The sequence below is a fragment of the Oceanicoccus sagamiensis genome (assembly GCF_002117105.1).
Classification (GTDB): Bacteria; Pseudomonadota; Gammaproteobacteria; order Pseudomonadales; family Dasaniaceae; genus Oceanicoccus; species Oceanicoccus sagamiensis.
In genome coordinates, this window is record NZ_CP019343.1 from 1213355 (window position 1) to 1238196 (window position 24842).

Annotated in this window: 25 protein-coding genes and 1 tRNA gene; 17 read left to right on the top strand and 9 right to left on the bottom strand. The window is 47.4% G+C overall.

The window, feature by feature from the left end:
* The first annotated feature begins 61 nt into the window (after positions 1 to 61).
* Complete coding sequence (locus tag BST96_RS05400) at positions 62 to 292, top strand: DUF6316 family protein (RefSeq protein ID WP_085757720.1); 231 nt, start codon at positions 62 to 64, stop codon at positions 290 to 292.
* Positions 293 to 314: 22 nt separating this feature from the next.
* Here the strand turns inward: BST96_RS05400 and hisF are convergent, their stop codons facing one another.
* The 4 genes from hisF to hisB form a co-directional block, all read right to left on the bottom strand.
* Positions 315 to 1088, bottom strand: coding sequence for an imidazole glycerol phosphate synthase subunit HisF (gene hisF, locus BST96_RS05405; RefSeq protein WP_085757721.1), 774 nt, complete (start codon positions 1086 to 1088; stop codon positions 315 to 317).
* An 85-nt stretch (positions 1089 to 1173) separates the two neighbouring features.
* A complete protein-coding gene (hisA, locus tag BST96_RS05410) occupies positions 1174 to 1905 on the bottom strand; it encodes a 1-(5-phosphoribosyl)-5-[(5-phosphoribosylamino)methylideneamino]imidazole-4-carboxamide isomerase (protein ID WP_085757722.1) in 732 nt (243 codons plus the stop codon).
* A gap of 42 nt (positions 1906 to 1947) precedes the next feature.
* On the bottom strand, positions 1948 to 2610 hold the full coding sequence (hisH, locus tag BST96_RS05415; protein ID WP_085757723.1) for an imidazole glycerol phosphate synthase subunit HisH: 663 nt from the start codon (positions 2608 to 2610) through the stop codon (positions 1948 to 1950).
* A 72-nt stretch (positions 2611 to 2682) separates the two neighbouring features.
* A complete protein-coding gene (gene hisB / locus BST96_RS05420; RefSeq protein ID WP_085757724.1) occupies positions 2683 to 3276 on the bottom strand; it encodes an imidazoleglycerol-phosphate dehydratase HisB in 594 nt (197 codons plus the stop codon).
* A gap of 197 nt (positions 3277 to 3473) precedes the next feature.
* Between hisB and mutY the strand changes: the two genes are divergently transcribed.
* The 6 genes from mutY to BST96_RS05450 all read left to right on the top strand — a co-directional run bounded on the left by mutY (position 3474) and on the right by BST96_RS05450 (position 7556).
* Positions 3474 to 4532, top strand: a complete 1059-nt coding sequence (gene mutY / locus BST96_RS05425; RefSeq protein WP_085757725.1) for an A/G-specific adenine glycosylase — start codon at positions 3474 to 3476, stop codon at positions 4530 to 4532.
* A gap of 14 nt (positions 4533 to 4546) precedes the next feature.
* Complete coding sequence (locus tag BST96_RS05430) at positions 4547 to 4822, top strand: oxidative damage protection protein (RefSeq protein ID WP_085757726.1); 276 nt, start codon at positions 4547 to 4549, stop codon at positions 4820 to 4822.
* A 103-nt stretch (positions 4823 to 4925) separates the two neighbouring features.
* A tRNA-Phe gene (locus tag BST96_RS05435) sits at positions 4926 to 5001 on the top strand.
* A 176-nt stretch (positions 5002 to 5177) separates the two neighbouring features.
* The gene (locus BST96_RS05440; RefSeq protein WP_085757727.1) at positions 5178 to 6416 is read left to right on the top strand and encodes a tyrosine-type recombinase/integrase; all 1239 of its coding nucleotides are present in this window, start codon (positions 5178 to 5180) and stop codon (positions 6414 to 6416) included.
* Between the two features lie 6 nt (positions 6417 to 6422).
* Entirely contained in the window at positions 6423 to 6734 is a 312-nt protein-coding gene (locus BST96_RS05445; RefSeq protein WP_085757728.1) for a hypothetical protein, read from the top strand.
* 294 nt (positions 6735 to 7028) lie between these two features.
* Positions 7029 to 7556, top strand: a complete 528-nt coding sequence (locus tag BST96_RS05450) for an ABC transporter six-transmembrane domain-containing protein (RefSeq protein ID WP_157117866.1) — start codon at positions 7029 to 7031, stop codon at positions 7554 to 7556.
* Between the two features lie 39 nt (positions 7557 to 7595).
* Here the strand turns inward: BST96_RS05450 and BST96_RS20680 are convergent, their stop codons facing one another.
* The 3 genes from BST96_RS20680 to BST96_RS05465 form a co-directional block, all read right to left on the bottom strand.
* The gene (locus BST96_RS20680; protein ID WP_206045404.1) at positions 7596 to 8453 is read right to left on the bottom strand and encodes a GNAT family N-acetyltransferase; all 858 of its coding nucleotides are present in this window, start codon (positions 8451 to 8453) and stop codon (positions 7596 to 7598) included.
* A 465-nt stretch (positions 8454 to 8918) separates the two neighbouring features.
* On the bottom strand, positions 8919 to 9668 hold the full coding sequence (locus tag BST96_RS05460) for a polysaccharide deacetylase family protein (protein WP_085757730.1): 750 nt from the start codon (positions 9666 to 9668) through the stop codon (positions 8919 to 8921).
* 3 nt (positions 9669 to 9671) lie between these two features.
* Positions 9672 to 11513 carry an HAD-IIIC family phosphatase gene (locus BST96_RS05465; protein ID WP_085757731.1) on the bottom strand — a complete coding sequence of 614 codons (1842 nt, stop codon included), beginning with the start codon at positions 11511 to 11513 and terminating at the stop codon, positions 9672 to 9674.
* A gap of 456 nt (positions 11514 to 11969) precedes the next feature.
* Here BST96_RS05465 and BST96_RS05470 point away from each other — a divergent pair, with 456 nt between their 5' ends.
* The 5 genes from BST96_RS05470 to BST96_RS05490 all read left to right on the top strand — a co-directional run bounded on the left by BST96_RS05470 (position 11970) and on the right by BST96_RS05490 (position 17678).
* A complete protein-coding gene (locus tag BST96_RS05470; RefSeq protein WP_206045405.1) occupies positions 11970 to 13904 on the top strand; it encodes a sulfatase-like hydrolase/transferase in 1935 nt (644 codons plus the stop codon).
* A 340-nt stretch (positions 13905 to 14244) separates the two neighbouring features.
* Positions 14245 to 15624, top strand: a complete 1380-nt coding sequence (locus tag BST96_RS05475; protein ID WP_085757733.1) for an FG-GAP repeat domain-containing protein — start codon at positions 14245 to 14247, stop codon at positions 15622 to 15624.
* 282 nt (positions 15625 to 15906) lie between these two features.
* Positions 15907 to 16965 (top strand): helix-turn-helix domain-containing protein, encoded by a 1059-nt coding sequence (locus BST96_RS05480; protein ID WP_085757734.1) that lies wholly within the window; start codon positions 15907 to 15909, stop codon positions 16963 to 16965.
* Positions 16966 to 17100: 135 nt separating this feature from the next.
* Positions 17101 to 17292 carry a hypothetical protein gene (locus BST96_RS05485; RefSeq protein ID WP_085757735.1) on the top strand — a complete coding sequence of 64 codons (192 nt, stop codon included), beginning with the start codon at positions 17101 to 17103 and terminating at the stop codon, positions 17290 to 17292.
* 143 nt (positions 17293 to 17435) lie between these two features.
* Positions 17436 to 17678 carry a hypothetical protein gene (locus BST96_RS05490; protein ID WP_085757736.1) on the top strand — a complete coding sequence of 81 codons (243 nt, stop codon included), beginning with the start codon at positions 17436 to 17438 and terminating at the stop codon, positions 17676 to 17678.
* A 188-nt stretch (positions 17679 to 17866) separates the two neighbouring features.
* On the opposite strand, the gene BST96_RS05495 is transcribed toward BST96_RS05490, so the two are convergent.
* Entirely contained in the window at positions 17867 to 18109 is a 243-nt protein-coding gene (locus tag BST96_RS05495) for a hypothetical protein (RefSeq protein ID WP_085757737.1), read from the bottom strand.
* Between the two features lie 278 nt (positions 18110 to 18387).
* The gene (gene cysQ / locus BST96_RS05500) at positions 18388 to 19212 is read right to left on the bottom strand and encodes a 3'(2'),5'-bisphosphate nucleotidase CysQ (protein WP_085757738.1); all 825 of its coding nucleotides are present in this window, start codon (positions 19210 to 19212) and stop codon (positions 18388 to 18390) included.
* Positions 19213 to 19342: 130 nt separating this feature from the next.
* On the opposite strand from cysQ, the gene yrfG reads away from it, so the two are divergent.
* The 5 genes from yrfG (at position 19343) to BST96_RS05525 (ending at position 24764) form a co-directional block, all read left to right on the top strand.
* Positions 19343 to 20011, top strand: coding sequence for a GMP/IMP nucleotidase (gene yrfG / locus BST96_RS05505; protein ID WP_085757739.1), 669 nt, complete (start codon positions 19343 to 19345; stop codon positions 20009 to 20011).
* Positions 20008 to 20433: an RNA-binding S4 domain-containing protein gene (locus BST96_RS05510; protein WP_085757740.1), complete on the top strand. Its 426-nt coding sequence runs from the start codon at positions 20008 to 20010 to the stop codon at positions 20431 to 20433. The genes yrfG and BST96_RS05510 overlap by 4 nt, the downstream gene beginning before the upstream one ends.
* Positions 20434 to 20513: 80 nt before the next feature.
* On the top strand, positions 20514 to 21368 hold the full coding sequence (gene hslO, locus BST96_RS05515) for an Hsp33 family molecular chaperone HslO (protein ID WP_085757741.1): 855 nt from the start codon (positions 20514 to 20516) through the stop codon (positions 21366 to 21368).
* Positions 21369 to 21716: 348 nt separating this feature from the next.
* A complete protein-coding gene (locus BST96_RS05520) occupies positions 21717 to 23300 on the top strand; it encodes a phosphoenolpyruvate carboxykinase (protein ID WP_276206936.1) in 1584 nt (527 codons plus the stop codon).
* Positions 23301 to 23555: 255 nt separating this feature from the next.
* A complete protein-coding gene (locus BST96_RS05525; protein ID WP_276206927.1) occupies positions 23556 to 24764 on the top strand; it encodes a cyclic di-GMP phosphodiesterase in 1209 nt (402 codons plus the stop codon).
* Positions 24765 to 24842 lie beyond the last annotated feature (78 nt).

Genomic DNA, 24842 nt, shown 5'->3' on the forward strand with positions numbered 1-24842 from the left:
GTAGAGAAATAACGCTAAACTGTTAAAAACTAAAAATGAGCCAGGAAAGGGCCAAATCACAATGAGTCGTACTGTAAATAGAGCCGGTGAAATAGGTAGCTCGCTGCCAATGCGCTCCGACCGCTTTTTTGCCGCACAAGGAGAGTGGTTCTTTTCTACCCGCGAAGGCGCGCCAATCGGCCCCTTTGGTGATAAGGAAGATGCCCGCAAGGGACTTGATGATTTTATTGAGTTTATGTCGCTGGCCGAACCTAAAACACTATCACGACTCTATGCGGCGCTAACAGACTAGCTTAGCGCCAGATTATTCCCTGCTACAACCTGACTTCTATTCCCTGCTCGGCCATAAAGCGTTTTGCTTCTGGTACCGTGTGCTCACCAAAGTGAAAAATACTCGCCGCTAATACGGCATCCACGCCACCTTCTACCACACCATCAACCAAATGCTGTAGATTGCCCACACCACCTGAAGCAATCACCGGCACTGACACTGCCTCACTAATTGCCCGGTTTAATGGCAGGTCATATCCGTTTTTAGTACCGTCGCCATCCATACTGGTCAGCAAAATTTCCCCGGCACCATTGGCCACCATTTTTACCGCCCACTCAACCGCATTAATACCGGTAGGTTTGCGACCACCGTGAGTAAAAATTTCCCAACGCAAAGGTTCGCCTTCGGCACTGACTTGCTTGGCATCAATGGCCACCACAATACACTGAGAACCAAAACGCTCAGCCGCCTCTGTGACAAAATCCGGATTGTGGATAGCCGCGGAGTTAATCGCCACTTTATCGGCACCGGCATTTAGCATGGTGCGAATATCGTCTACTTCGCGAATGCCACCACCTACCGTCAATGGAATAAATACTTCAGCAGCAATCTTCTCAACCGTATGCACGGTCGTATCGCGGCCTTCATGGGTGGCCGTAATATCCAGAAAAGTAATTTCATCCGCGCCCTGCTCGTTATAGCGCTTGGCGATTTCTACCGGGTCACCGGCATCGCGAATATCGACAAAGTTAACGCCCTTAACAACACGACCGTTATCAACATCGAGACAAGGAATAATTCTTTTTGCTAAACCCATAATGTTCCACTTACGTAGGGTGGATTATAATCCACCAAAAACCACCACTGTATGTTGGTGGATTATAATCCACCCTACAATGACGTTATGTTTGATCACAATACGTTTGAGCCGCTGCAACATCCAGCGTACCTTCATAAATAGCGCGACCGGTAATAGCTCCCAAAATACCTTCGCCAGCGACCGCTTGCAGCGCTTTAATATCATCCATATTGGTAACGCCGCCAGAGGCAATCACTGGAATACTTGAGGCTTGCGCCATGGTGACTGTCTGCTCAACGTTCACGCCCTGCATCATACCGTCGCGGCTGATATCGGTATAAACAATCGATTCAACACCATCTTGCTCAAACCGTTTTGCCAACTCGGTGGCTTTAATATCAGACACTTCCGCCCAACCATCAGTGGCGACCAAACCGTCTTTGGCATCCAGCCCCACAATAATATGCCCGGGAAAAGCTTTACAGGCTTCGCTGACAAATTCGGGTTCTTTAACCGCTTTGGTGCCGATAATTAAATAATTTACACCGGCATTAATATAATGCTCGATAGTTTCCAAATTGCGAATACCGCCGCCAATCTGGATAGGCAGGTCAGGATAAGCTTTAGCAATAGCGGTAACCGCTTCACCGTTTATCGGCTTGCCATCAAAGGCGCCATTTAAATCCACTAAATGCAAACGGCGGCAACCCGCCTCTACCCAGCGGCTTGCCATTTGCACCGGATCATCACCGTAAACGGTGGAATCATCCATCAAACCCTGGCGTAGACGAACGCAGGCACCATCTTTTAAATCTATTGCAGGAATAATTAACATGTTTTAACTACCAGTCTGTATCAAATGGATCAAATTCTAAAATTAACTTTGGCCATCCCACTGCAAAAAATTGCCCAGCAATTGCAAACCTGCTGTGCTACTTTTTTCCGGGTGGCACTGCACAGCAAACACATTATCGCGATAGAGCGCTGCGTGAATATTAACGCCATAGCCTGCCGTTGCCGCGACTAAAGACGGTTCGGTAGTATGCACGTAATAGCTGTGCACAAAATAAAAACGGCTATCTTGTTCAATACCGGACCACATAGCGTGGTCAATAGTTTGGTGTAATTGGTTCCAACCCATATGCGGAACTTTAAGTGTGCTGCCATCGGTATCATTTAATGGATTACCAAAAAACTTTACCTCGCCAGGGAATAAGCCCAGACAATTAACACCGTTATTTTCTTCACTGCTATTCATCAAGGCCTGCATACCTACACAAATCGCCAGCATGGGTTTACTCGCGGCAACTTCTGCTACCACTTGATCCACCCCGGTGCGAAGAATCTCTGCCATGCAATCACGAATTGCACCTACGCCGGGAAAAATAACCCGATCAGCCGCCATAATTTTTTCAGCATCGCCGGTAACAATAACCTCGACACGGTTATTCATAGTATCCGCAACATGCTGAACAGCACTGGCAACAGAATGCAAATTACCCATGCCGTAGTCAATGACAGCAACGGTACTTTTAGCCATAGAGCTAACCCTGATAATTTAACCCATTAAAATGAAAATTAAGCCGGTAGTACCGGCTTATGCAAAAAGCAGCTACAGCGTGCCTTTGGTTGAGGGCATCACACCTTCCATACGCTCATCCGCAGCCAGCGCCATACGCAGGGCACGACCAAACGCCTTAAACACGGTCTCGGCCTGGTGGTGAGTATTTTTACCGCGCAGATTATCAACATGCAGTGTCACTTTAGCGTGATTGATAAAGCCCTGGAAAAACTCAATAAACAGATCGACATCAAAGCCACCGACCGAACCGCGAGTAAAGGGGACATGCCATTCCAGGCCGGGGCGGCCAGAAAAGTCTATCACCACCCGTGACAGGGCTTCGTCCAAAGGCACATAGGAGTGGCCGTAGCGCACGATGCCTTTTTTATCGCCTACCGCCTCGTTAAAGGCCTGGCCCAGGGTAATACCAATATCTTCCACTGTGTGGTGGGCATCAATATGCAAATCACCTTTGGCCTGAATATCCAGATCAATCAAACCGTGACGGGCAATCTGGTCCATCATATGGTCAAGAAAGGGGACACCGGTATCAAATCTGGCTTCGCCGGTACCGTCCAAATTGATCGATACAGTGATTTGGGTTTCGAGGGTATCCCGACTGATGGTGGCTTTACGATCCGCCATGAAAGATTCTCCAAAAGGTCTGTTTATATAAACCTAGATTAACGATGCGAGCCGCAGCTTTTCTACGGCGAATTGGGTATTATAAAAAAAGCGCACCAGCATTACATCTATATGTTGCTCCCAGATGCTAAAAACAGGGAATAAAACCGATAAGCAGGGCCAAACACCCCAACAATCCACCCTATAGACCCCAATTAATGACGAAACCCAGAGATTCTATCAATATCAGCAAACGGGTATTGCAGTGGTTCGACCACTCCGGCCGCAAAGATCTGCCCTGGCAACAGGCGATTAACCCCTACCGGGTTTGGGTGTCGGAGATTATGCTGCAACAGACTCAGGTCAGTACAGTTATCCCCTACTTCCAGCGCTTTATGGAAGAACTACCCACCGTGGAAGCGCTGGCAGCAGCCAGTGAAGATCAGGTACTGCATCTGTGGACGGGGCTGGGCTATTATTCCCGCGCTCGCAATCTGCATAAGACGGCACAGCTAGTCTGCGCTGAGCATCAGGGAGAGTTTCCCAATACCGTGGCAGGGCTTAGCGAATTACCCGGTATTGGCCGCTCAACGGCCGGAGCCATTGTTTCCATTGCCTTCCAGCTACCCGCCGCCATTCTGGACGGCAATGTTAAGCGGGTATTGGCCCGTTTCCACGCTATCGAAGGCTGGCCCGGACAAACGGCGGTATTAAAAAACCTCTGGCAGGTAGCAGAAGCCCATGCCCCCAGGCAAAGAGTTGCTGACTACAGTCAGGCGATGATGGATTTAGGCGCCACCCTGTGCACCCGCTCCAAACCAGCCTGTGCACTATGCCCCCTGAAGAAAGACTGCATCGCCCATGCAGACGGCACTGAATTGCAATTTCCCGGTAAAAAACCCAAGAAAAAGCTGCCCGTCAAAACCACACAGATGCTGATTATCAAAAATGCAGAGAATGAACTGCTACTGGAGAAAAGACCCCCCAGCGGAATTTGGGGCGGCTTATGGGTTTTCCCTCAAATCAGCACCGATGAGGATGCCAGCCACTACTGTGAGGATTATTTGGGTCAGGCACCTGGCCATATCGAGCACTGGGATCGCTATCGCCATACCTTTAGCCATTACCACCTGGATATCAGCCCGGTGGTTATTAGCCTCGATAAAGCCCCGTCGATAGTCATGGAAGCTGACCGACAGCTCTGGTATAACCTGCACCAACCAGCAACTATCGGCCTGGCAGCCCCCATCAAAAAGCTGATGGCCAAACTTATCTAACGAGTCGAATTACCATGTCACGCACTGTGTTTTGCAAGAAATACCAACAGGACCTTGAGGGTCTAAATACCCCACCCTACCCCGGCGCCAAGGGGCAGGAGATCTTTGACACCATATCCAAAAAGGCCTGGGAAGAATGGCTGGCCCACCAAACCATGCTGATTAACGAGCGCCAGCTCAATATGATTGATGCCAAGGACCGCCAATTCCTGCAAGAACAGATGGATAAGTTTATGGCTGGCGAGGACTATGCCAAAGCCGATGGCTATGTACCGGAAGAGAATAAATAAGGGTAATAGTCGCTCTTGACTCAGGCGCTGCTTCCCTGTTTAATACGCGCCTCTTGTGACTTGGCCGATTGTTCAAATAGTGGTCAATGCAAGTATCAGGTTTGCCCGGTTAGCTCAGTCGGTAGAGCAGGGGATTGAAAATCCCCGTGTCCGTGGTTCGATTCCGCGACCGGGCACCATTACATAAATCGATAATGTCCATTATCGTCCTAGAAGCCCCGCACTGCGGGGCTTTTTTGTTTATACTGCTTCCTAAGCCATCCAAGGACATGCCCCCACATCCGGAGCATTTTGGGGGCACATATGGGGGCACATCCCAAACGCCAATAATTTGTGCCCCCAAAGGGAGGGATAAATGGCGCTAACTGATTCAAAAATAAGGAATTTAAAGCCAAGAGATAAGACCTATAGGGTCGCAGATGAAAAGGGGCTATATCTCGAGGTTTTCCCAAACAGCTCCAAGTACTGGCGACACAAATACCGCTTCAACGGCAAAGAAAAGCGGCTAGCTTATGGTGTCTATCCAGAAGTCACTCTAAAAGAAGCCCGCTCCAAACGCGACACCTCCCGCAAGCTGTTAGAACATGATACCGACCCAGGCGCAGCCAAGCTGGCAAAGAAAGCTGCAATAAGTGAAGCCGCTGCTAATAGCTTCCAGATAGTGGCCCTTGAATGGTATGAAAAGCAAAAGCCCACATGGGCGACAAGCACCGCAAAAAAGCGCAAAGCTCTGATTGATAACGACCTGATACCGTGGTTGGGCAAACGCCCTGTCAGCGATATTAGCGCCGCCGAAATACTCACCACCCTGCAACGCATAGAAAATCGTGGAGCCAAAGAAACCGCTCACAACGGCCGCCAAGTTGCTTCCCAAATATTTCGCTATGCCAGACTAACCCAACGCTGCACTCATGACCCCGTGCAAGATCTCAAAGGGGCATTATCGCCTAAGCAAACCAATCACCGCCCCGCCATCACCGAGCCAGCAGAACTGGGAAAACTATTAGTCGCTATAGACGAATACCAAGGTACTCATATTGTCCGCTCATTGCTGGCCCTTTGCCCCCTATTATTTCAGCGACCTGGCGAAATGATTGCCATGGAATGGCAAGAGATCGATTTAGAGTCCGGCGAATGGCAACTACCTGCAGATAAGATGAAAATGAAGACTGCTCACCTTGTACCACTGCCACAACAAGCTATAGCCATAATAAAAGACTTACATCCCCTTACTGGACAGAGCCGCTATGTTTTCCCCAACCAAAGCAAGCGTCGCACCCATCACGCCAGCAATGGCACCATTAACAAAGCCTTGCAAAATATTGGGATAGATACCAAAACCGTTCACTGCGCTCATGGTTTTCGTGCCACTGCACGCACAATACTTGATGAGCAACTGGGTTTTCGGGCGGAGTGGATAGAGCACCAACTGGCGCATCAGGTACGGGACACCTTAGGTCGAGCTTATAACCGCACCAAACACCTACCACAAAGGGCCGAGATGATGCAGAAATGGGCCGATTATTTAGACACACTTAAAATAGAGACTTCGCAGAGTAATATTCTTGTAGGTAATTTTAGTAAGGAAATCTAGAGGTTTATGCCATCAGCGGCACAACATTCATTCTATTTAAAATACCCCCAAGATACTAACTGGGTTGTTCATGTCTTGATCAAACGTCTGCTGCCTTATGGCTTTGTACTGTCGTTAAAACCATCCCCTACCGTGTTGCTGAGCTGGGCATTTTCCTTTTCTCTTGCTTCACTAATTACTGCTAGCGAGGATATCAAAAAAATCAAAATTAAAGAGCACTCAAAAATAATATTTATTTTTCCTTTATCCAAAAGACTACTGGTTTTATCCATTCATCTCTTGGTAGATAAAACGCGCCATGCTGCTTACCAGTATTAATAGCTACTTCCGTAAAAGAAGACGGCGCGGGCGATCTATTGGCTGAGTATAGGAAGAACAGAAGCCCGCTTTCACAAACGCTCACTTATCTTAAACACCTCAGAAGCCAAAAACCCCACCTCAAATGCCAAACTTTTGTTTCCACTGAATTCTGGGGACAGTTTACTTATCTCTTCTTTGTACTATCCGTTAGTTAAGTAAACTGTCCCCGGAATTCGCAGAAATTTTTAAAGTGCTTGGCTCAAAGGTAGTTTCAAAAATCAAAGATAATGATTCTTCAAAGAAACTGCTCGTTTGGGAATGATTAGGGAAATGGTCGAGTTTATGGAAAACTCACTTCCTGAATTGATTGCAAGCGTGATTGGTCTAGTTGGAGTTATTGTAATTATTGCTTCTTTGAATCTTAATGTTTTTATAGGAAGCATTGTTGCTACAGTTTTAATATTTATTGTTTATGTCGCTACAAGCAAAAAAACAGTTTCGTTGAACAAATCCTATAATGACGAACTTGAAAATCAGGTAGCTGCAATTTCAAAAAATGAAGTTTCTCATCTTGATAAGCATCTGCGAGATATAATGAAGTGGAATATCAAACTGTCAGATCTTGAGGCAATAAATTTTTCTATCGCTTTTATAATCTTAATTAGCTTTTTGGTTATGTCTATAATTATTTCCGTTGATGACGGAATCGTGCAGTATGGCTCTCTATTTGCACTAATAATGTATGTTTTTCAATATATGGAAAATGTTGCAAATCTCCCATTCTTTTATCAGAACTGGTTGCGGTTAACTGAAATAAAAGAAAGGATTGAAAACATATAATTTTTAATTTTCTCTAGTTTGATATTAGAGAAAGATTTTTTACTTTTTGAATTTTAGCCTCAAAACATCATTATTCGACGCTTCATCAAAATATTCCTTCATAAACTCAAAACCGTATTTGTCATAAAATGCTCTCCCAATTTTATTCTTTTTGAAAACTTCTACTTCGAGTTCATCGTGGAGTTCAAGAATGAGATTTACCAGTTTTGTGCCGATTCCTTTTGAGTGTTGATCAGGCAAAACAAAGAGACCGCCGATTTCGTTGCCAATCATTCCGATAAAGCCAACAATTTTATCTTCCTCTTCATAAACCCATGTTTCGGAATTTGGTATGTAAATTTCGTGCATATCTTTTTTTACTTTTTTCACAAAGTCAGGTTCAAGAAATGGATGTGCCAGAGTAGATGATTGATACCAAATATCAACGACGTTCTCGAGGTCTTTTTCTTTATATTTTCTAATCGTATTTATTTTTGTTTCCTTTTTGCATTCGTTAAAAAGTATAACTATTTGCACATAGCCTACCCTTTTTGCGCCTTGCTTGGCTAGCTCCCCTCCCATGTTCACAACTTTATCTTGAGCATAATCAGCTGGCACACTAACTATTTTTTCTTTTAACACACAACTAAGAAAACACCTGCCTTGATCTACAGCGTTATCAAATCCGTTTTCAAACCCTAGAGGAAGAGGTAATCCACCGCCGCTTACGCTTCCAATTGAACCAAAACTAGAACCAAAGCTATCCAAACCAAAAGGATCAACTGCATTGAATGGGTTCTGCTCAACATACCCATAATTATGATTGAGCCGAAAGGGATCGTGGAGATGCGTACCACCTTGTAAATTAATTCCCTGCTTTAATGCTACCTGCATTGTAGGGTCGGAATAATCTTTCATTATCCCAATAGGGTCAGCCTGAATATACCTCCCCAATGTGGGATCATAATCCCGATAGTAGTTATAAACAATCCAAGGTTGTAACTACCTAACTCTTCGATCTATAGCTTCATTGTTTATATCCGGAGCAAACAATCCACTGTTATGCATGTCGATATTGATAAGATTCAAGAACATCAATCCATTGACTATCATTTGATTTCGCAACGATACCCTGTTGATTTTATATTATCAAATAAATTTCCGTCTACGCAAAGCGGCCACCCATTCGCTTTTCCACGAGACAGCAAGCCGCAGAGAAATCCGCCAAGGCCATGCTTTAGGCTTTTATTTTTTGGAGATTACGAAAAAAGGAAATAGAATCGAATAAAAAGCTTTATTAGCGATTTTTTCGTAAGAAGACTTGTTTAAAACGTATTGAAAATAAAAACCTTAGGGCGACAGTCTAATATTTTAAACCACTAACTACGAGTCAGCACCAATCTTTTTGAGCGCAGCATCAACTCGCAAAATTTCACACTGTCTATTGGCACACTGATCAACAACCCATTGGAAATCATCGATCGATGTTCCCCATGGCCCGTGATCATCCGCCACGTCATGGGTGTAAAAGACTAACCATGCCTTTTTTTGAATTGCCTGCTCTAGGATGTTGAGAATATGTTCGCGACTAAATGTCTCAGAATACAGGCTAACCGCGCGAAGATGAGATAAATCGGTTTTCCCTACGTTCAAGCCTTCATCACTGGTTCGCATACTTGTATACAGATTTCTCAGCACACGCTTTGAACGCGGCCCCACAGAACCAAAGGGATAGGCAAAGTTTTTTATAGCGTACTCTGGCAATATTTTTTGTATAGCCTGAGTATTTTGGGAACAATCCGCTATCGTAGCCGCCCCGGATGCCCAACGTAAATTCGTATGATGAAACGTATGGCAACCTATTTCATGGCCCGCATCAGCGAGCTGGTACATATGCTCTGGAGCTAAAAAAGAACTTCCATCGGGATTAATTCCCGATGCTACATAGTAAGTTCCTCTGACATTGTTATCTTCAAGGATTTTAGCGCCATGGGTTACAGCGGAAACGGGTACGTCATCGAAGGTAAAAGACACCAGACATTTATCAAGCTCAATATACTGTGACTTACTGAAGGTTGATTCCAGTAAAAGTTGTTTTGCTGCTTTCAAAAGTACTTTCGGGTTCGACAACATGGTTTAGCCTTCAAAACTAATTTGAATAAGCCCTTCATCTTCAATAAGAGAACTCAGGGAGAATGAGTACAAACCCGGGTTTTCCTCAATAAAACCAATATCAGCAAACACTTTTCCTGATTGTGTGTTTTTCTCGGTTTTGTTGTAGGTAGCTAGAAACTTGTCGTTCCCTGCCGCCTTATATCGCTCTAACAACCAGCGAATAAAGGCGTGCTCCACTCGCTTTGATTGCACCCGGCAACTAAAAGCAAGATCTATCATTTGTGGTTTTTCATTCTCAACGACACAAAACCCTACCGTCCCATAATCGCCGAATTTATCATCACACTTCAGGCGATAAGTATCATATTCGTCGCTTTGCAAAATACGTTGCAATTCGCTTTTGTTGTAGCGGTTGCCAGAAAAGTTCATTTGATTGGTTCGTTGAATCAGTTCGTGAATACGATCAATTTCCTCGACTTTACCACTGCACAGATTGAGGTTGATCTCACAACTGCGAACAAAGTCAAAATAGGCACCACTAAAACCTTGTTTTGCCGCGTTGCGTATTTTCTGATTTTTATAAAATTCACGACGCCGTCCCGATTCAACCGACACTTCGGGGTTAAATTCATCTTTGTTAAGAATTTGCTGGTATTGCGTTTCTGGAAATACCCTGACAAGAGGATGCTGCGATGCGACCTCTTCTCTTTCAAAAGGCGAGTCATCGATAAACACAACGGTATCAGCATTGACGTTGAAATTATTAATCACCTGCCCCATAGCGACACTCTTGGGCTCCCAGCTAATTTCAGGAAACACGAAGTAGTCATCAATGCCAAACTCCTGCAGTTTAGCCATGGCGTTTTCATGATCGTTCTTACTGATAATCGAATTGACAATGCCGCGCCGGTCAAGCTCTTTTATAATGTGTTCGATATCAGGTTTGAGTTGCAAACTGTCCTGATCCTTTTGTTCCACTAGAATGCCATCCCACAAGGTGTTGTCCAGATCCCAGGCAACGACTTTGACTGTTTTTCCAGCGTGCGCTTTTTCTGTGACAAGATTATTCTCAGCGGCAGGCTTTTTAACAAAGCCAAGATAGCCAAAATAGAGGCTGGTTCCTTGTAGATCTTCCCCTGACTGGTTTGGAACAAAGGAGATAAAGTGCTTCTCGTCAGGATCAATATGCCCTGCGATTTCACTGTACTCAATGACCTCGCTATGAAAGCCCTTCGGTAATTTGAGCCGCTGCTGATAAGGGAAGCTATTTTTTTCACCCCCCTCAGCTCTTATCGTAAAGGTAATATCAGCCACAGCATCCGACGGATTAAATATCTCGAGAACAAAATGGCTAGGAGAAGCATCAGCGCCAGAATGGTTGAGAAGTTTCTCGACAACACCTTTTTTATATCGTCGAGCGAGTCTCGTACTGATACCCCGTCGACCTGCAATGGACAACCAATTATCAGGGGTATTTCTTGCAATATCTTCGACCCATTGAATTTTTTTCTCTGCTGACTGCGTCAAACTGAGGTCGCTCACTCCAACTTTACTGGTGGCCATCAATGACCCCCAACGCTTGAAATCAACCTTGACGATGTAGTCCAACATGCCACTTTCCGCAGCAATTTTAGAAATGCCATGGGTGAATCGTCGACACTTACCGTCTTTGCGAGGCTCATAGATATCGCAGGTTGAGTAACAGCCAGGCATTGCACATTCAGTACAATGCTCTTCCCACAGCAGGGGAGAAATCGCCTCTACATCTTTAAAAACTTCAGTATTTAACTGGAATGCTTTCTGAACATCAGCTGGAACATCTTCCGCACGATACTGTTTAAAATCGACTTCAAATTCGTACATAAATCCTCAATACTTGACTGTATTCCCTGATCTGGCCTTACCTTAAGAGTGCAATGGCGATAAACGCATTAGCCTGATATATCACGCTGGAAGTGCGTTTCGAGAGCATCGGAAGCATAAACGCCCATTTATTCAAAGTCTACCTTGATCCACGGCCGCCCTTGAAAAGACCCTCAACCTATAAAACACACCCACGGGCCGTTAGAAGCCCTTCACCTGGCAACCAGCGGGCGCTTTTTTTCTAACAAGATTACCTTAGTAGAACACTATGCTGTAACGCTGCAGAGATACAGTTTGATGGCATCCATGTAGTACTCAGACCCTATAACCGGGCGTGTTACTCAAACACCGCTGAGCCCGACAAGTTAATTTGCTAATACTCGAAAGTGTATTACTATTGGCCGCACTATAGCGATCATGATAAGTGGTAGCGACCATCATAATAGCCGACCTTTAATGCCAACTGGAATCATCATTTTACATCGCCAGCTAGTAGCACTAGTCAGGCTGATTTTAGGCATGGCCGGTTACAGGCTTTGGCAGCCATTCGCAGCAATGACGACGATGGCACGCCTTGCATTACTGGCATTGATACTGGCTAGTTGCGGCTCAGCCACCCCACCCCCCAATATATTATTGATTCTGGTTGATGACCTCGGCGTTAACGATATTGGTATTTCCAATAACAACCCGATGGCACGTACGCCCAATATTGATCATTTTGCCAACGAGGGTGTGCGCTTTACTCGTCATTACACCGATACGGTGTGCTCACCTTCTCGTGCAGCTTTACTAACGGGCTTATTTCCTGCGCGGCTTGGTTATCGTCCGCTCCCCAGAGGTATTTCTCCAGACGTGGTTACAATGGCCGACGCTTTACGTGAGCGTGGCTATAGCACTTATCATATTGGTAAATGGCATCTTGGCGATACGCAATTAGCCGAAGCGCGGCCTAATCATCAGGGCTTTGACCGCTACTTTGGTTTTTTAAGCCAATGGCTGCTGTCCGGCACAAAGGCCAATGGCAAGTTAGTCCCCAGCCCTGGCACCTATTTTAATCCATGGCTGATGAGCAGTGAAAATCCCGAAGGGCAGCGTTATCAGGGACATTTGTCAGATATTTTAGTGGCGCGTACGATTTCCACCATCGAGGCATCCAAGGACAAGCGCCCCTGGTTTATTAATTATTGGACTTACCTGCCTCATTTTCCCATCGAGCCAGCACCTCGTTTTGCCGCTCGCCGTCAGGACAATCCTCAAGGCCACTACTATGCTATGACGGACCATTTGGACAGCAATATCGGCAAGGTGCTTAATGCTTTGGAAAAGTCAGGGCAAAGTGAAAACACGATTGTCGTGATTACCAGTGACAATGGTGGCACCAATATGCAGGTCGATAATAATGCCCCCTTTGTCGGTAGAAAAATGCAGTATCGAGAGGGGGCCCTGCGCACGCCATTGATGATTCGCTGGCCGGGGACATTTCCAGCGGGTAAAGAAGTTGATCAAGTGGTTAGCCTGATGGATATATTTCCTACACTCGCTGCGGCGGTAGGGGCTGAAGTACCTGCGGGTATTGATGGCCGCGATATTCGTCCAGCCGTTTACGACCAACCACTTCCCGAGCAACCACTTTATTGGGGAGTAGCCAGCAAGGGCTTCCACTTCTTCAGCGTTCTTTCCGCCGATGGCCGCTGGCGATTGGATCAATCTGCGCCTGCTTATGAAGAACCTGCAAAATTGTATGATTTGCAGGCAGAGCCCAGTGGTGCCAGCAATGTTTTTGATCGCAACCCTGAAGTTGCTGCGACACTAAATCGTGATTATTGGCAGTGGCACCGAAAAGTAAGGCGTATTGAAACGCATTATAAAATCGACCAGAAAGGCAATGCACAACTGACCGGGAATAATTTTTTAAGATCGCCGGGCTGGCAGGCTTTTACATTTGCTATTGCTGTTGAGCTGGAAGAGCAGGCGCGGTCGTTGCAACTCCCCATTGCCGACCAGTCTGGGCTTTGGCAGTTAACTTACCATGCAGATACCGGCTTTACTGCCCAAATAGGCCAATACCAACTCAATAGTGGGCAGGCTATCGATCAAGGCTGCCACTCCGTGGTGGTGTCCGGGCAGTTTAAAACCTATAGAAGCGCCAAGGCTGCTGGGGGCAAGCTTAGGCTATATGTTAACGGTGTCGAGGTAGATTCCACCCCCCTGACGACACCCCCTGAGCTGAGCAACAATCTTTCGGTTCCCACCTATCTGGGATACCCTCCCAGTGCAGAAAAACGCTTTCCGGGTAACTTGGGGCGGCCGGTGATAGTCAGTGTCGATATCAATAAAGACCCGGCCTTTGATGCTAAAACGCTAGACCAGGAGGTCTGTAGCCGTTAGCCTGCCAGACAAGCCCAGAGTTTGCCCACCCAATGACCCTAACGCCTGCGGGCGACAGCGGTTACCTGCCACCGGGCACAACATCACGATCCTGTACGCCAGACGCTATATTTATTGCAAGCAATAACACATGTCATTGATATTGTTAGAAATAATAATAAGTTCCAGTTCGTGTTTTTGAACGACTCTGTTATCTCAAACCATTAATCTTTTCCTTGCTTTGCTCTCCAGCTTCGCTTGCTGTTCTGGGGGGGAACTATGAACAGCAGACTGCCGATATATGCCGGCATAGCTGCGGCAATCACTTTACAAAACTAACAATAACCACAAGGAAAAAACCATGAAGCTAATATCAAAAGTAGCTGCCCTGAGTTTGGCCATTGCCAGCTCCTATGGCGCAGCAGAAGTCCCCGAATATTCCAAACTGACCATTGATGCCGATATTGCCGGTGCGGCCTTTGTTGTAGATGGCAATCTTGCCATTGGTAAACGCCCGGAATTAGTCGTCAGCGCCTTCGGCGATGTAGCGATTACCCCATACGGCCCGGTATTTCCTGACGGCGGTACGGTCACCCTGTACCAAAAATTAGGTTTTGGACGTGGTGCTGCGCTGGATGAGAAGTGGCATAAGGTCACTATCGTCTCTGAAGATGAGAATATTACTGTGCCAAACCGCCCCACTCTGGCCAATGTGAAAGACTGTCATATCGAACAGCGTTTCTGCCGTAACAGAACGGATGTTATCGTACCCGGCGGCAGCTTCTTTGACACCTTTGGTGGCCAGGCCCGCGGCTCAATTACCTGGTGGGAAAATCACTGGAATGGCAATGTCTGGTTACGTAATGATGTGGTGACCAACAGCCCATTCTCTTACCACTCGGTAGCTTTTGACGATTTTAATGGCGACGGCCATAAAGATATCATCAGTGTCGGTGAAGATGCGGGCAATCCCTCTGCTCCCGAAGACGATATTATTGAATTGCACCTGTTTGCTGGTAATGGCGACGGTACTTTTGAGCCTGCCCAAACTGTTGGTATCGGCGGCGGTGGATTAATTGAAGCGTACGACGTTGATGGCGATGGCGATGCTGATGTAGTTTCTCCACAATACTTTGGCCCTGTTTCAGGCCAGCCATTTGTACCGGGTTTTGCCCGCACTGCCGACGTAGCCTCTTATGTCTGGTTTGAAAATCTGGGTGATGGCACCTTTGCCAAGCATGCTATTGGTGTTAATGAAGGGCCCGGTTTTGCTATTTTCCCAGTGGAAAACTTCCGTGGTGATGGCGTAACCCGCTGGATTGCGACCAACCATACCAATGCGAATATTCCATTCCCTCCATTCGCACTCTACCCGGAGCCTGCGGTTTATGAATTCACTCCAGGAGATAATCCACGGTTGCCATGGGCGGTTCGCACCTTAAGTAACCCCGGTGACTTCCCAGTTGAAGGCAGTGTTGGCCAATCAGCGCCAGGTACTGCGAAAGTCGGTTATTTAAACGATGATGAACGGCTGGATATTGCGGTATCCGGTGATGGCTCTCGCGCTGTTTACTGGATGGAGCAACAGGAAGATGGCTCGTTTATCACGCACCAGCTACCGGGCAGCGATGGCAACGGCCAGGCCGGCGGACCGGTTATTGCTGACTTTAACCGTGATGGTAAAGATGAAATTATCTTCGGTAGTTTCGACTTAAACTCACTGTCCATCTGGACTCGCTAAGCCCTTAGTGGTCTCACAAAAAGAGCCGGCAGCTTGCTGGCTCTTTTTTTATCGGCAATCACCTTCTTCAAGCCAAGCCTACACCGATCACCGTCTCGCTCTCCTTTTAGCCTTGACCGCTCTACTGCTCACCTCGACAGCAGGCTTCGAGGGTATTAAGCACGGCTGGCTTTTTTACTTTTTACCCGCCTGTGGTTCTTGCCTCTATGCTCATTTACCCTTATAAATAGCCCTCTAATAAATAACTATAATATTGCTTTAGTCATACCATCGTTACTTCCTATGCTAATTAGCTGGCTTAATGTATTTCAGTTTTTACTGGCCATCCTGAGTTTTATACTCGGCTATTACCTGTACTCTACAAAACGCTGTTATGCCCTTAGCGGGTATTTTTTCTGCCTGGCCATTCATACGGCCTGCCGTATGATTGCTGAGATCGAGGGGCTGCCGATGGTTACAGATTTATCGAATTCTGTGCGCTTTATCTACGCTCCACTGGTGTACTTTTCAATCAGAGAATTGCTCTATCAGGATTTTCGCTATCGGCCCTATCATCTCGTGCATTTACTCCCTTTTACCTTAGCGCTGACCTCGGTGGGACTATTTTCAGTTAACTCCGCCTACCTTAGCTCCATGGTAGGGCTGTTAATTATTGTCTATCTGATAGCAAGCTACCGGCTGCTGTTCCAATTTAGCAAAGTGGTTGAAAATACCCGCTCATCTGGCACCCCCTCCGGCTTGCGCTGGCTCAGGCGGGTGCTGTATATCTATAGCGCCCTGATTGTTTTTGAAGGCCTGCGCCACACGATGGACCTGATGATTCTTGAGAATATCTACCTGTCCGATATGATCTTTACCGCCATTGTCAGTTTCTTCCTCACTCTGCTGGTTTATCAGGGCATGCGCTCGCCGTCGCTGCTCCCCCCCATCAACAGTGAAGAGCGCGCTATTACTCTGGACCTGGAAGCTGGCACCCCCCGGGAGCGCTCACCCAATCCCGAAGTCGAGCAACAGCTTGCTAATTTTATGCAACAGCATAAACCCTTTTTGAACCCTAAAATCAGCGTTAAAGAATTAGCGAAAGAACTGGGTATTTCTGCACGGCTGCTCTCTGAAGTGATCAACGAGCACTACGACTGCAATTTTTCTGAGTATATTAATAAAGCGCGAATTATTGAGTCACAGGCATTAATGGCAGCACCAGACAACCGGGAAAAGTCACTACTGGATATCGGTCTTGCCGCAGGTTTCAACTCCAAGACATCATTCAATGTGATGTTTAAACGCTACACCGGCCAGACTCCCTCCAGTTACCGCAGCCAAATAAGCCCCCAGAGCTGAAACGACGGCTCCGGCGGCAGACACTACATATAGTGTGAACTATTCACACTGAGAACATTGATAATCACACAGTCACGCTGGCCAGGCGGTTGCTACTCTAAGTCCATTAATTGATAACAGTAATGGACTATAACAATGAATAATAAACACCTGCCTGCAACCAGCCGTGAGTCTATTTTTCACGACCGACGAACCTTAACAAGCAACCATTCCGATACCGGCAACACCGAACCCTGCCGCAGAAAAACCTTTGCTCAATCCAATACTCAGGACTGGTGGTTAAAAGTTAACTATGTCAGCCAGCACTTGCATGCGGTTGCTGATTGAAATCAACAATCAGCAAGAGACATTAAAATTTAAGCATTTGTTCAAAGCCATTTGGCTTTGGATCTGTTAGAGTTACACGTAACAGTTTACGGACGCTCATTCTGAGTTTGCGTACTGATTTTTTAGTTTTTCGAGGCAATCTGGTGAAGGATAAAAGCCGTTCCATTTTTAGCGACCGACGCGTATCTGCGGATAGACGGGATCAAGACCTGCCTATGCCTGCGGGGCTTGATCGCAGAAGCGGATGCCGCAGAAGCCGTCACTTCCAGGCTCAGCCCTGGTGGTTGAGAATTGATTACGCGGTAGAGTTGGTTAAAGAACCACAATCAGCCCCACAGGAACAGCCAGCGATAAGCCAACCGGGTGAAGGTCTGCCTGGTAGCTAGCCACACTAAGCAAAGGGAAGGGAAAGAAAGGAGCAAGAGCAAGGAGCAAAGCCGGCAAGCACCAAGCACCAAGCACCAAGCACTTTACAGCTCACAACTTTTTCAGCTTAAGCTAACTTTCTTAGCGACCTATTTAAGCTAATAAAAAGAATGAAGTTTCAACCGCAACTCCCTGAAACAAACTCTTTTTAGTGATTAAGTTCGTTAAAGAAAACTCGCCTTGAGTGAATCATTTCCTTATAGGTTTGCAGCATCGAGAAGTCGACGTTAGCAGCGCCTTGTTCCAATACTTCCATTTGCTTTTCCAGCTCAACCAACTCTTCCAGTAACTGGTCTTTAACAGACTTGGTATTTTGCAGAGCAACACCACCGGCAGTTTCGTGCCGTAATTCGGGTCGATTCAGGTCCAGGTTCCCAATCGCCTTTTTCATTATCATTGCCTCAACGCTTTTCCATTATTATTAACCAGCCATTAAGCGATCATTAACAGTTCGGCATCTTGCCGAGGATTACAGCGTATTGTCCCTATCCTATGTAAGAAGTCATTTTTTACAGCGGTATCTTTCAGAGTAGATAAAGATCCTCCCTATGAAAGGAAAAAACAAGTAGAAACGATAAAAAATCGAGGATAACTGAGCAAGCAGAGGTTTTTAAAACCGTAAGATCTAAAGGCATAATGCTTTAATACGATTAAGTTAGGGAAACCGACTTAACCCTTAAGGATATCAACCCAGCGCAGCCCTTTTCCACCCAGTGCATAAAAGTTCGGATTTATTATCGAAGGCTTTTGGTTGTATTGCAGCGGCTTAAAATCAAGACCCAGCAGACACCCCCCCGCGGCTTCCAGTACCGCTTGCCCCGCGGCAGTATCCCACTCACAACAAGGGGCAAAGCGAGGATAAATATCAGCCCGCCCCTCAGCCAACCGGCAAAACTTCAGCGCGCTGCCCGCGGTGACTCTTTCAAGCGCAGGAAAATGCCGGGAGAGTTTCTCCATGCAAGCCTCTAACTCTGCACCGCCATAGCGACGGGAACTTAGCACCCTAATGGATGTGCCCCCCTGGCTCACGGCAATATCTTTGCGCCCCTCGTGGTCGATTCGCAAGGCCCTGCCTTCATCAACCAATCCAAGATAAGCGGCCTGCTCCAGAGGGATATACACCATGCCCAATATCGGCCGGTGGTTTTCAATCAGGGCAATATTAATCGTGAACTCACCGGTGCGTTCAATAAATTCACGGGTGCCATCCAAAGGGTCCAATAGCCAATAGCTTGGCCACCGACTGCGCTGGGAAAAATCCGGCAGCGCCTGCTCCTCAGACACTACCGGCCATTGTGGCGCAAGGCGGGCCAGCCCATCGGCCAGAATCTGCTGGGATAACTTATCGGCTAGCGTCAACGGCGAGTTGTCTTGCTTCTGCTCGACAGCAACCGGATCAGCTCCATGGTATATCTCTAAAACCGCCTCACCTGCCTGCTGGCACAACAACAGCAGCTGCTCTGCTATCCCCTCTAATTCACGACTACTTGGCATTAACCTCAATATCCCGATAATTCACTCTTCACCCACTATAACCATAAACAAGCTAAACACACCAAGATTTTACACTTAACAAAACCCGCCACGACCTTCATAATCTGCGGCCGCTATTGAAGGAAGCACCATGATCAACTGGCAACACATAGAGACGGTTATGCTCGATATGGACGGGACCTTACTGGACCTGCATTTCGACAACTACTTCTGGCTACATCACCTGCCCCAACGCTATGCCGATATTCACCAGCACGATGAGGAACAGGCACGGCAGCAACTGGCAGCGCGCTTTGAAAGCCAGAAAGGCACCTTAAATTGGTACTGTCTGGACTACTGGTCCGAGCAATTACAAGTTGATATCCCCGCACTGAAACGGGAAATCGACCATATGATCGCCATCCGCCCCCATGTTATGGCCTTTCTGGAGCAACTCCAAAATAGCTCTAAACACGTCATGCTGGTCACCAATGCACACCGCAATAGCCTGGATATCAAAATGGAGAAAACCGGGATTATGCCGCTATTTGATGAATTGGTGGTTTCCCATGACTTCAACTACCCGAAGGAACAAAAGGAATTTTGGCAGCAGCTACATATCAATCACCCCTATAACCCGGAGACGACCCTGCTGATAGATGACACCTTTGCCGTGCTGCACTCAGCCCAGCAATATGGCATTAAGCATTTGCTCACCCTGCTGCAACCAGACAGCAAACTTAGCCAGCGGGAACATACCGAATTTCCAGGCATACTGCATTTTGACGAAATCATGCCTATCCGTGATGGCAGCCTATGACTGATATCAACACCGGACACCCCTTCCCCGCCAGCAAAGTCCGACTGGACAAATGGCTCTGGGCGGCCCGCTTCTTTAAAACCCGCAGCCTGGCCAAGCAGGCAATTGAAGGCGGCAAAGTGCACTATAACGGAGCCCGCAGCAAGGTCAGCAAAGACGTTGAAGTGGGAGCCAAACTCACCATCCGCACTGGCTGGGATGAAAAAGAAGTGGAAGTGATCGCCCTGTCTGAGCAGCGCCGGGGAGCCCCCGAAGCGCAAACGCTGTATCAGGAAACGCAGGCCAGCGCGACACGCCGGGCAGCCGAGGCCGACCAACGCAAAGCCTTTAAAGGCCTTGGCCTGACCAGCCACGAGCGCCCCAATAAGAAACAGCGCCGCCAAATCCACCGCTTTAAGCAAATTCAGAAAGAAGAGCCTTAAGCGTTTTATTAACCAAGCAATAAGCGGTTTTATCAAAAGCCGCTCGTGTATCCCCCCAGCACCCTCTATAATCCCCGCCCATGACTGATCAACTGCAACGCTTTATCTTCGACCAGACCGATATCCGCGGCGAAATTACCCGCCTGGATACAAGCTACCAAGAGACTATTAGCAACCACCACTATCCAGAAGTGGTTGCTCACTTACTTGGAGAGTTCCTGGCGGCAGCTACCTTACTAAGTGCCACGCTCAAATTCGAAGGCACCATTACCCTGCAGGCCCGCAGCGAAGGAGAAATCCCACTGATTATGGCGGAGGCCAGCTCCGACCATAAACTACGGGGCATTGCCCGCGAGGCGGATAATGCCGTCAGTGAAGATTTCACCAAACTGCTGACCAATGGCCAACTGATTATCACCGTTGACCCCAAACAGGGGCAGCGCTATCAAGGCATTGTCGCCCTCGAAGGCAACAACTTATCCGAATGCCTGGAAGCCTATTTTCTGCAAAGCGAGCAACTCTCCACCCGTGTTTGGCTGGCCAGCGACCAACAACAGGCCGTAGGGATGATGTTGCAGGAGTTGCCGCCCAGCGAGCAGGTCAGCGCCGAGCAACGGCAGCAAGACTGGCAACATATCAGCAAACTGGCAGAAACCCTGACCGCCCCTGAGCTATTATCCCTGCCCTTTGATGAGCTACTTTACCGGCTCTACCATCAGGAGCAGGTGCGGATGTTTGAACCCGATGCACTGGCTTTTCAGTGCAGCTGCTCAGAGACCCGCACCCTCAATGCCCTGCGCACGCTGGGACGGGAGGAGCTGGACAGCATTATTGAGGAAGCCGGCGCCATTGAGGTCAACTGCGAGTTCTGCCACCAGCACTACAGCTTTGATGGCACTGCCATTGCACAGTTATTCGAACCTACCCTGCACTAAAGCCTAGCCACAGCCCCGGCGCGGTATTATTCACTAATTCGGCGCAGGGCTTTCTTGTAGTTTTACTACCCGAAACAGCGGCTGGAATTATCGGGTTTTTTAGCCAAAGTGACGCCCACACCCGCAAGCCCACTCCCGCCCCTGATTTAGCAGGCTTCTATCCAGCCCTCATCTGTAGTTTTATTACGCAAAAAGACCCATAAAAACCCACCCTCAGGGTTAGCGTCCCCCTGTATTTTTTGCCATAATGGCGCCCCCCAAAAGAGCGGGTACCGGTAGACAACTGTCTTACGCTGCTTTCAGCGTTAAAGGGCAGACCATTTACCGTATAAAAACAGACTGAGAATAATCCAGCTCGGGCACCAGGCCACTAGACAGGAAAAGAGAACTAGCATGACCACACACACAAATTTATCCGCCTCCGAATTAATCGAGCAGGCGCTGATCCGCGGCGAAGGTCAATTGACTGATACCGGCGCACTTTATATCACCACTGGCAAACGTACCGGCCGCTCTCCAGCAGACCGCTTTGTTGTGCAAGAGCCATCCACAGCCGATGCTATCGATTGGGGTTCAGTAAACCGTCCTTTCGATGCCGACAAATTTGATGCACTGTGGAATCGGGTTGAAGACTACCTGTCACAGAAAGACCGCTTTGTTTCTACCCTGCATGTAGGCGCTCATGATGAGCACTATATCCCTGTTGTGGTTAACACCGAAACGGCATGGCAAGGCCTGTTTGGCTACAACATGTTTGTTCGCCCTGAAAAGTACAACGCCAAGTCAAAAGAAGAATGGACCATTCTTAACGTTGCCAGCTTTGAGTGTGATCCAGAGCGCGACGGCACCAACTCTGACGGTGTTGTATTAGTTAACTTTGCCCAGCGCAAAGTACTACTGGCTGGCATGCGCTACGCCGGTGAAATGAAAAAGGCGATGTTCTCGGTACAGAACTTCCTGTTACCCGAAAAAGACGTTATGCCGATGCACTGTTCAGCCAACGTTGATGAAGAAGGTAACACCACCTTGTTCTTCGGTTTGTCTGGCACCGGTAAAACCACACTATCGGCCGACCCGGCCTGCTACCTGATTGGTGATGATGAGCACGGCTGGTCCAAAGGCGCCGTATTTAATATTGAAGGCGGTTGCTACGCAAAAACCATCAACCTTAGCCAGAAAAACGAACCCATTATTTGGGATGCAATTCGCTTTGGCGCCATTGTTGAAAATGTTGTACTGGATGAAAACCGCACCGCAGATTACGACGACGTTAGCCTGAGTGAAAACGGTCGCTGCTCTTATCCTTTAGAGCATGTTGAAAAACGCGTTATCGAAAATGCCGCTGGCGAACCTAAAACCGTTATATTCTTAACCTGTGATGTTTCTGGTGTTTTACCACCCGTCTCTATCCTGTCAAAAGAAGCCGCTGCGTTCCACTTCCTGTCTGGCTATACCGCACGAGTTGGCTCAACAGAGATTGGCGCTGAAGCCGGTATCCACCCAACCTTCTCAACCTGTTTTGGCGCGCCCTTTATGCCTCGCCCTGCCGGTGACTACGCTGAGTTGTTAATGAAGCGTATTGAAGATTTTGATTCACAGGTTTACCTGATCAACACCGGCTGGACCGGCGGTTCAGGTGGTGAAGGCGGCAGCGGTTCACGCTTCCCTATCCCTGTCACTCGCGCGGTAGTGACTGCAGCCCAGAACGGCTCTCTATTAAATGTTGAAACTGAGCACCTGGATGCACTGAATCTGAATATTCCTGTTTCAATCCCCGGTGTTGACGAAAAATATATCAACCCACGTAAAGCCTGGGGCAATGAAGCTGGCTATGATGAGCAAGCCACTAAACTGGCTAACTTGTTTCAGGACAATATCAAGAAATTTGATGTGTCTGAAGATATTGTTAAGGCTGGCCCTAAGGCCTCATAAGCAAAGCCTGTTAACAAACAAAGGGACGACTTTAAAGGTCGTCCCTTTTTTATTGCCTACTTTTTGTTGTCAAAAATGTTAAATAGCTGGTCGACCATGGTTAATCGTATTCAGCCGATAATGTAAAAACATGTAAAACCATATTTAAAAAACGTGATTAAAGTCTATAATCTCTATGACACAGCAAAAAGCTAGAACAAAGGACTGAGCCAACTCGTTAGAAACTTCCCTGTTATTAATTAAGAGCATTTTTCTTTGGCAAGTGATAGCACAGCAATACGTATCAACTGTGAACGACTTACCATAGGCATGAAAGTCGTGGAACTTGATCGCCCATGGGTTGACTCACCGTTTACCGTTCACGGCTTTCGTATTACTACCGACCATGAAATCCAGAAACTGCAGGCAAGCTGTGACTATGTTTATGTGGCAGCCAAGGTTAAACGTGCCGACGAGAATACCGGCAGGCCGGCCAAGCGCAAGGACTATACCAATACCCAATCCTTCCAACAGGCACTACCACAAGCCAAGAGCGCCCATCGTCAGGCAAAAAGTGTCGTCAAAGGCTTTTTTAAAAACCTGAGCCTGGGTCAGGGCTTTGAAACATCCGTCGCCAAAAAAGCCGTCAAGCAGTGTGTAGATAGCGTGATTGCCAATCAGGAAGCCATGCTCTGGCTGGGCCTGCTAAAAGATGTGGATGAATATACCGCCCGTCACAGTTTAAATGTTGGCCTGCTCTCTATTATTCTCGGCCGCGCCGAGGGGCTGTCACCCGCCGAACTGGAAACCGTTGGCCTGTGTGGCATGATGCACGATATGGGCAAGTCGAAAATTCCTTTAGAGATCCTTAATAAAGAAGGGGCTTTTTCTGACGAAGAATTCGATATTATGAAAACCCATACCACTCTGGGTTATGAGATTCTCAGTGAGAAATCCGATATCGTGGACGAAGTGGCCAATGTCGCCCACAGCCATCATGAGCGCCTCAATGGCAGAGGCTATCCCAGAGCGCTACCGGCAGAAAAAATCAGCTACTTCAGCCGTATAGTTGCTATCGCCGATGCCTATGATGCGATTACCAGCCAGCGCGTCTATAGCCCCGCCAAAACTTCTCTGGAAGGTTTGCGTATTTTAATCGGCGCCAAGGGCAGCCATTTTGATCCCGAGCTGGTAGACCGCTTTGTCGAGTGTATTGGTATTTACCCTGCGGGCAGTGTGGCAGAACTCAGCACCGGAGAAATTGCACTGGTTTTACCCTCCCCCCTTGAACAGCGCAACACTCCCAACGTCTTAATCGTCAGAGATAAAGACAAGCAACCCTGTCCGGAGCGCACCATCAATCTTGATGAAGATATTCAAGATAGCAACGGCCAGCGTATAAAAATCAAACACCTGATTTCTGATGACGCCTTTGGTATTGACCTTGCCAAGTATCACGAGCAAGGCGCCACACTGGCTGGTTAATCATTGCACGATCCCACCCTAAAACCTGACGCCCTAGCAAAAAAAAAATACCTCCACAAGCTGCCAACTTGCGAAAGC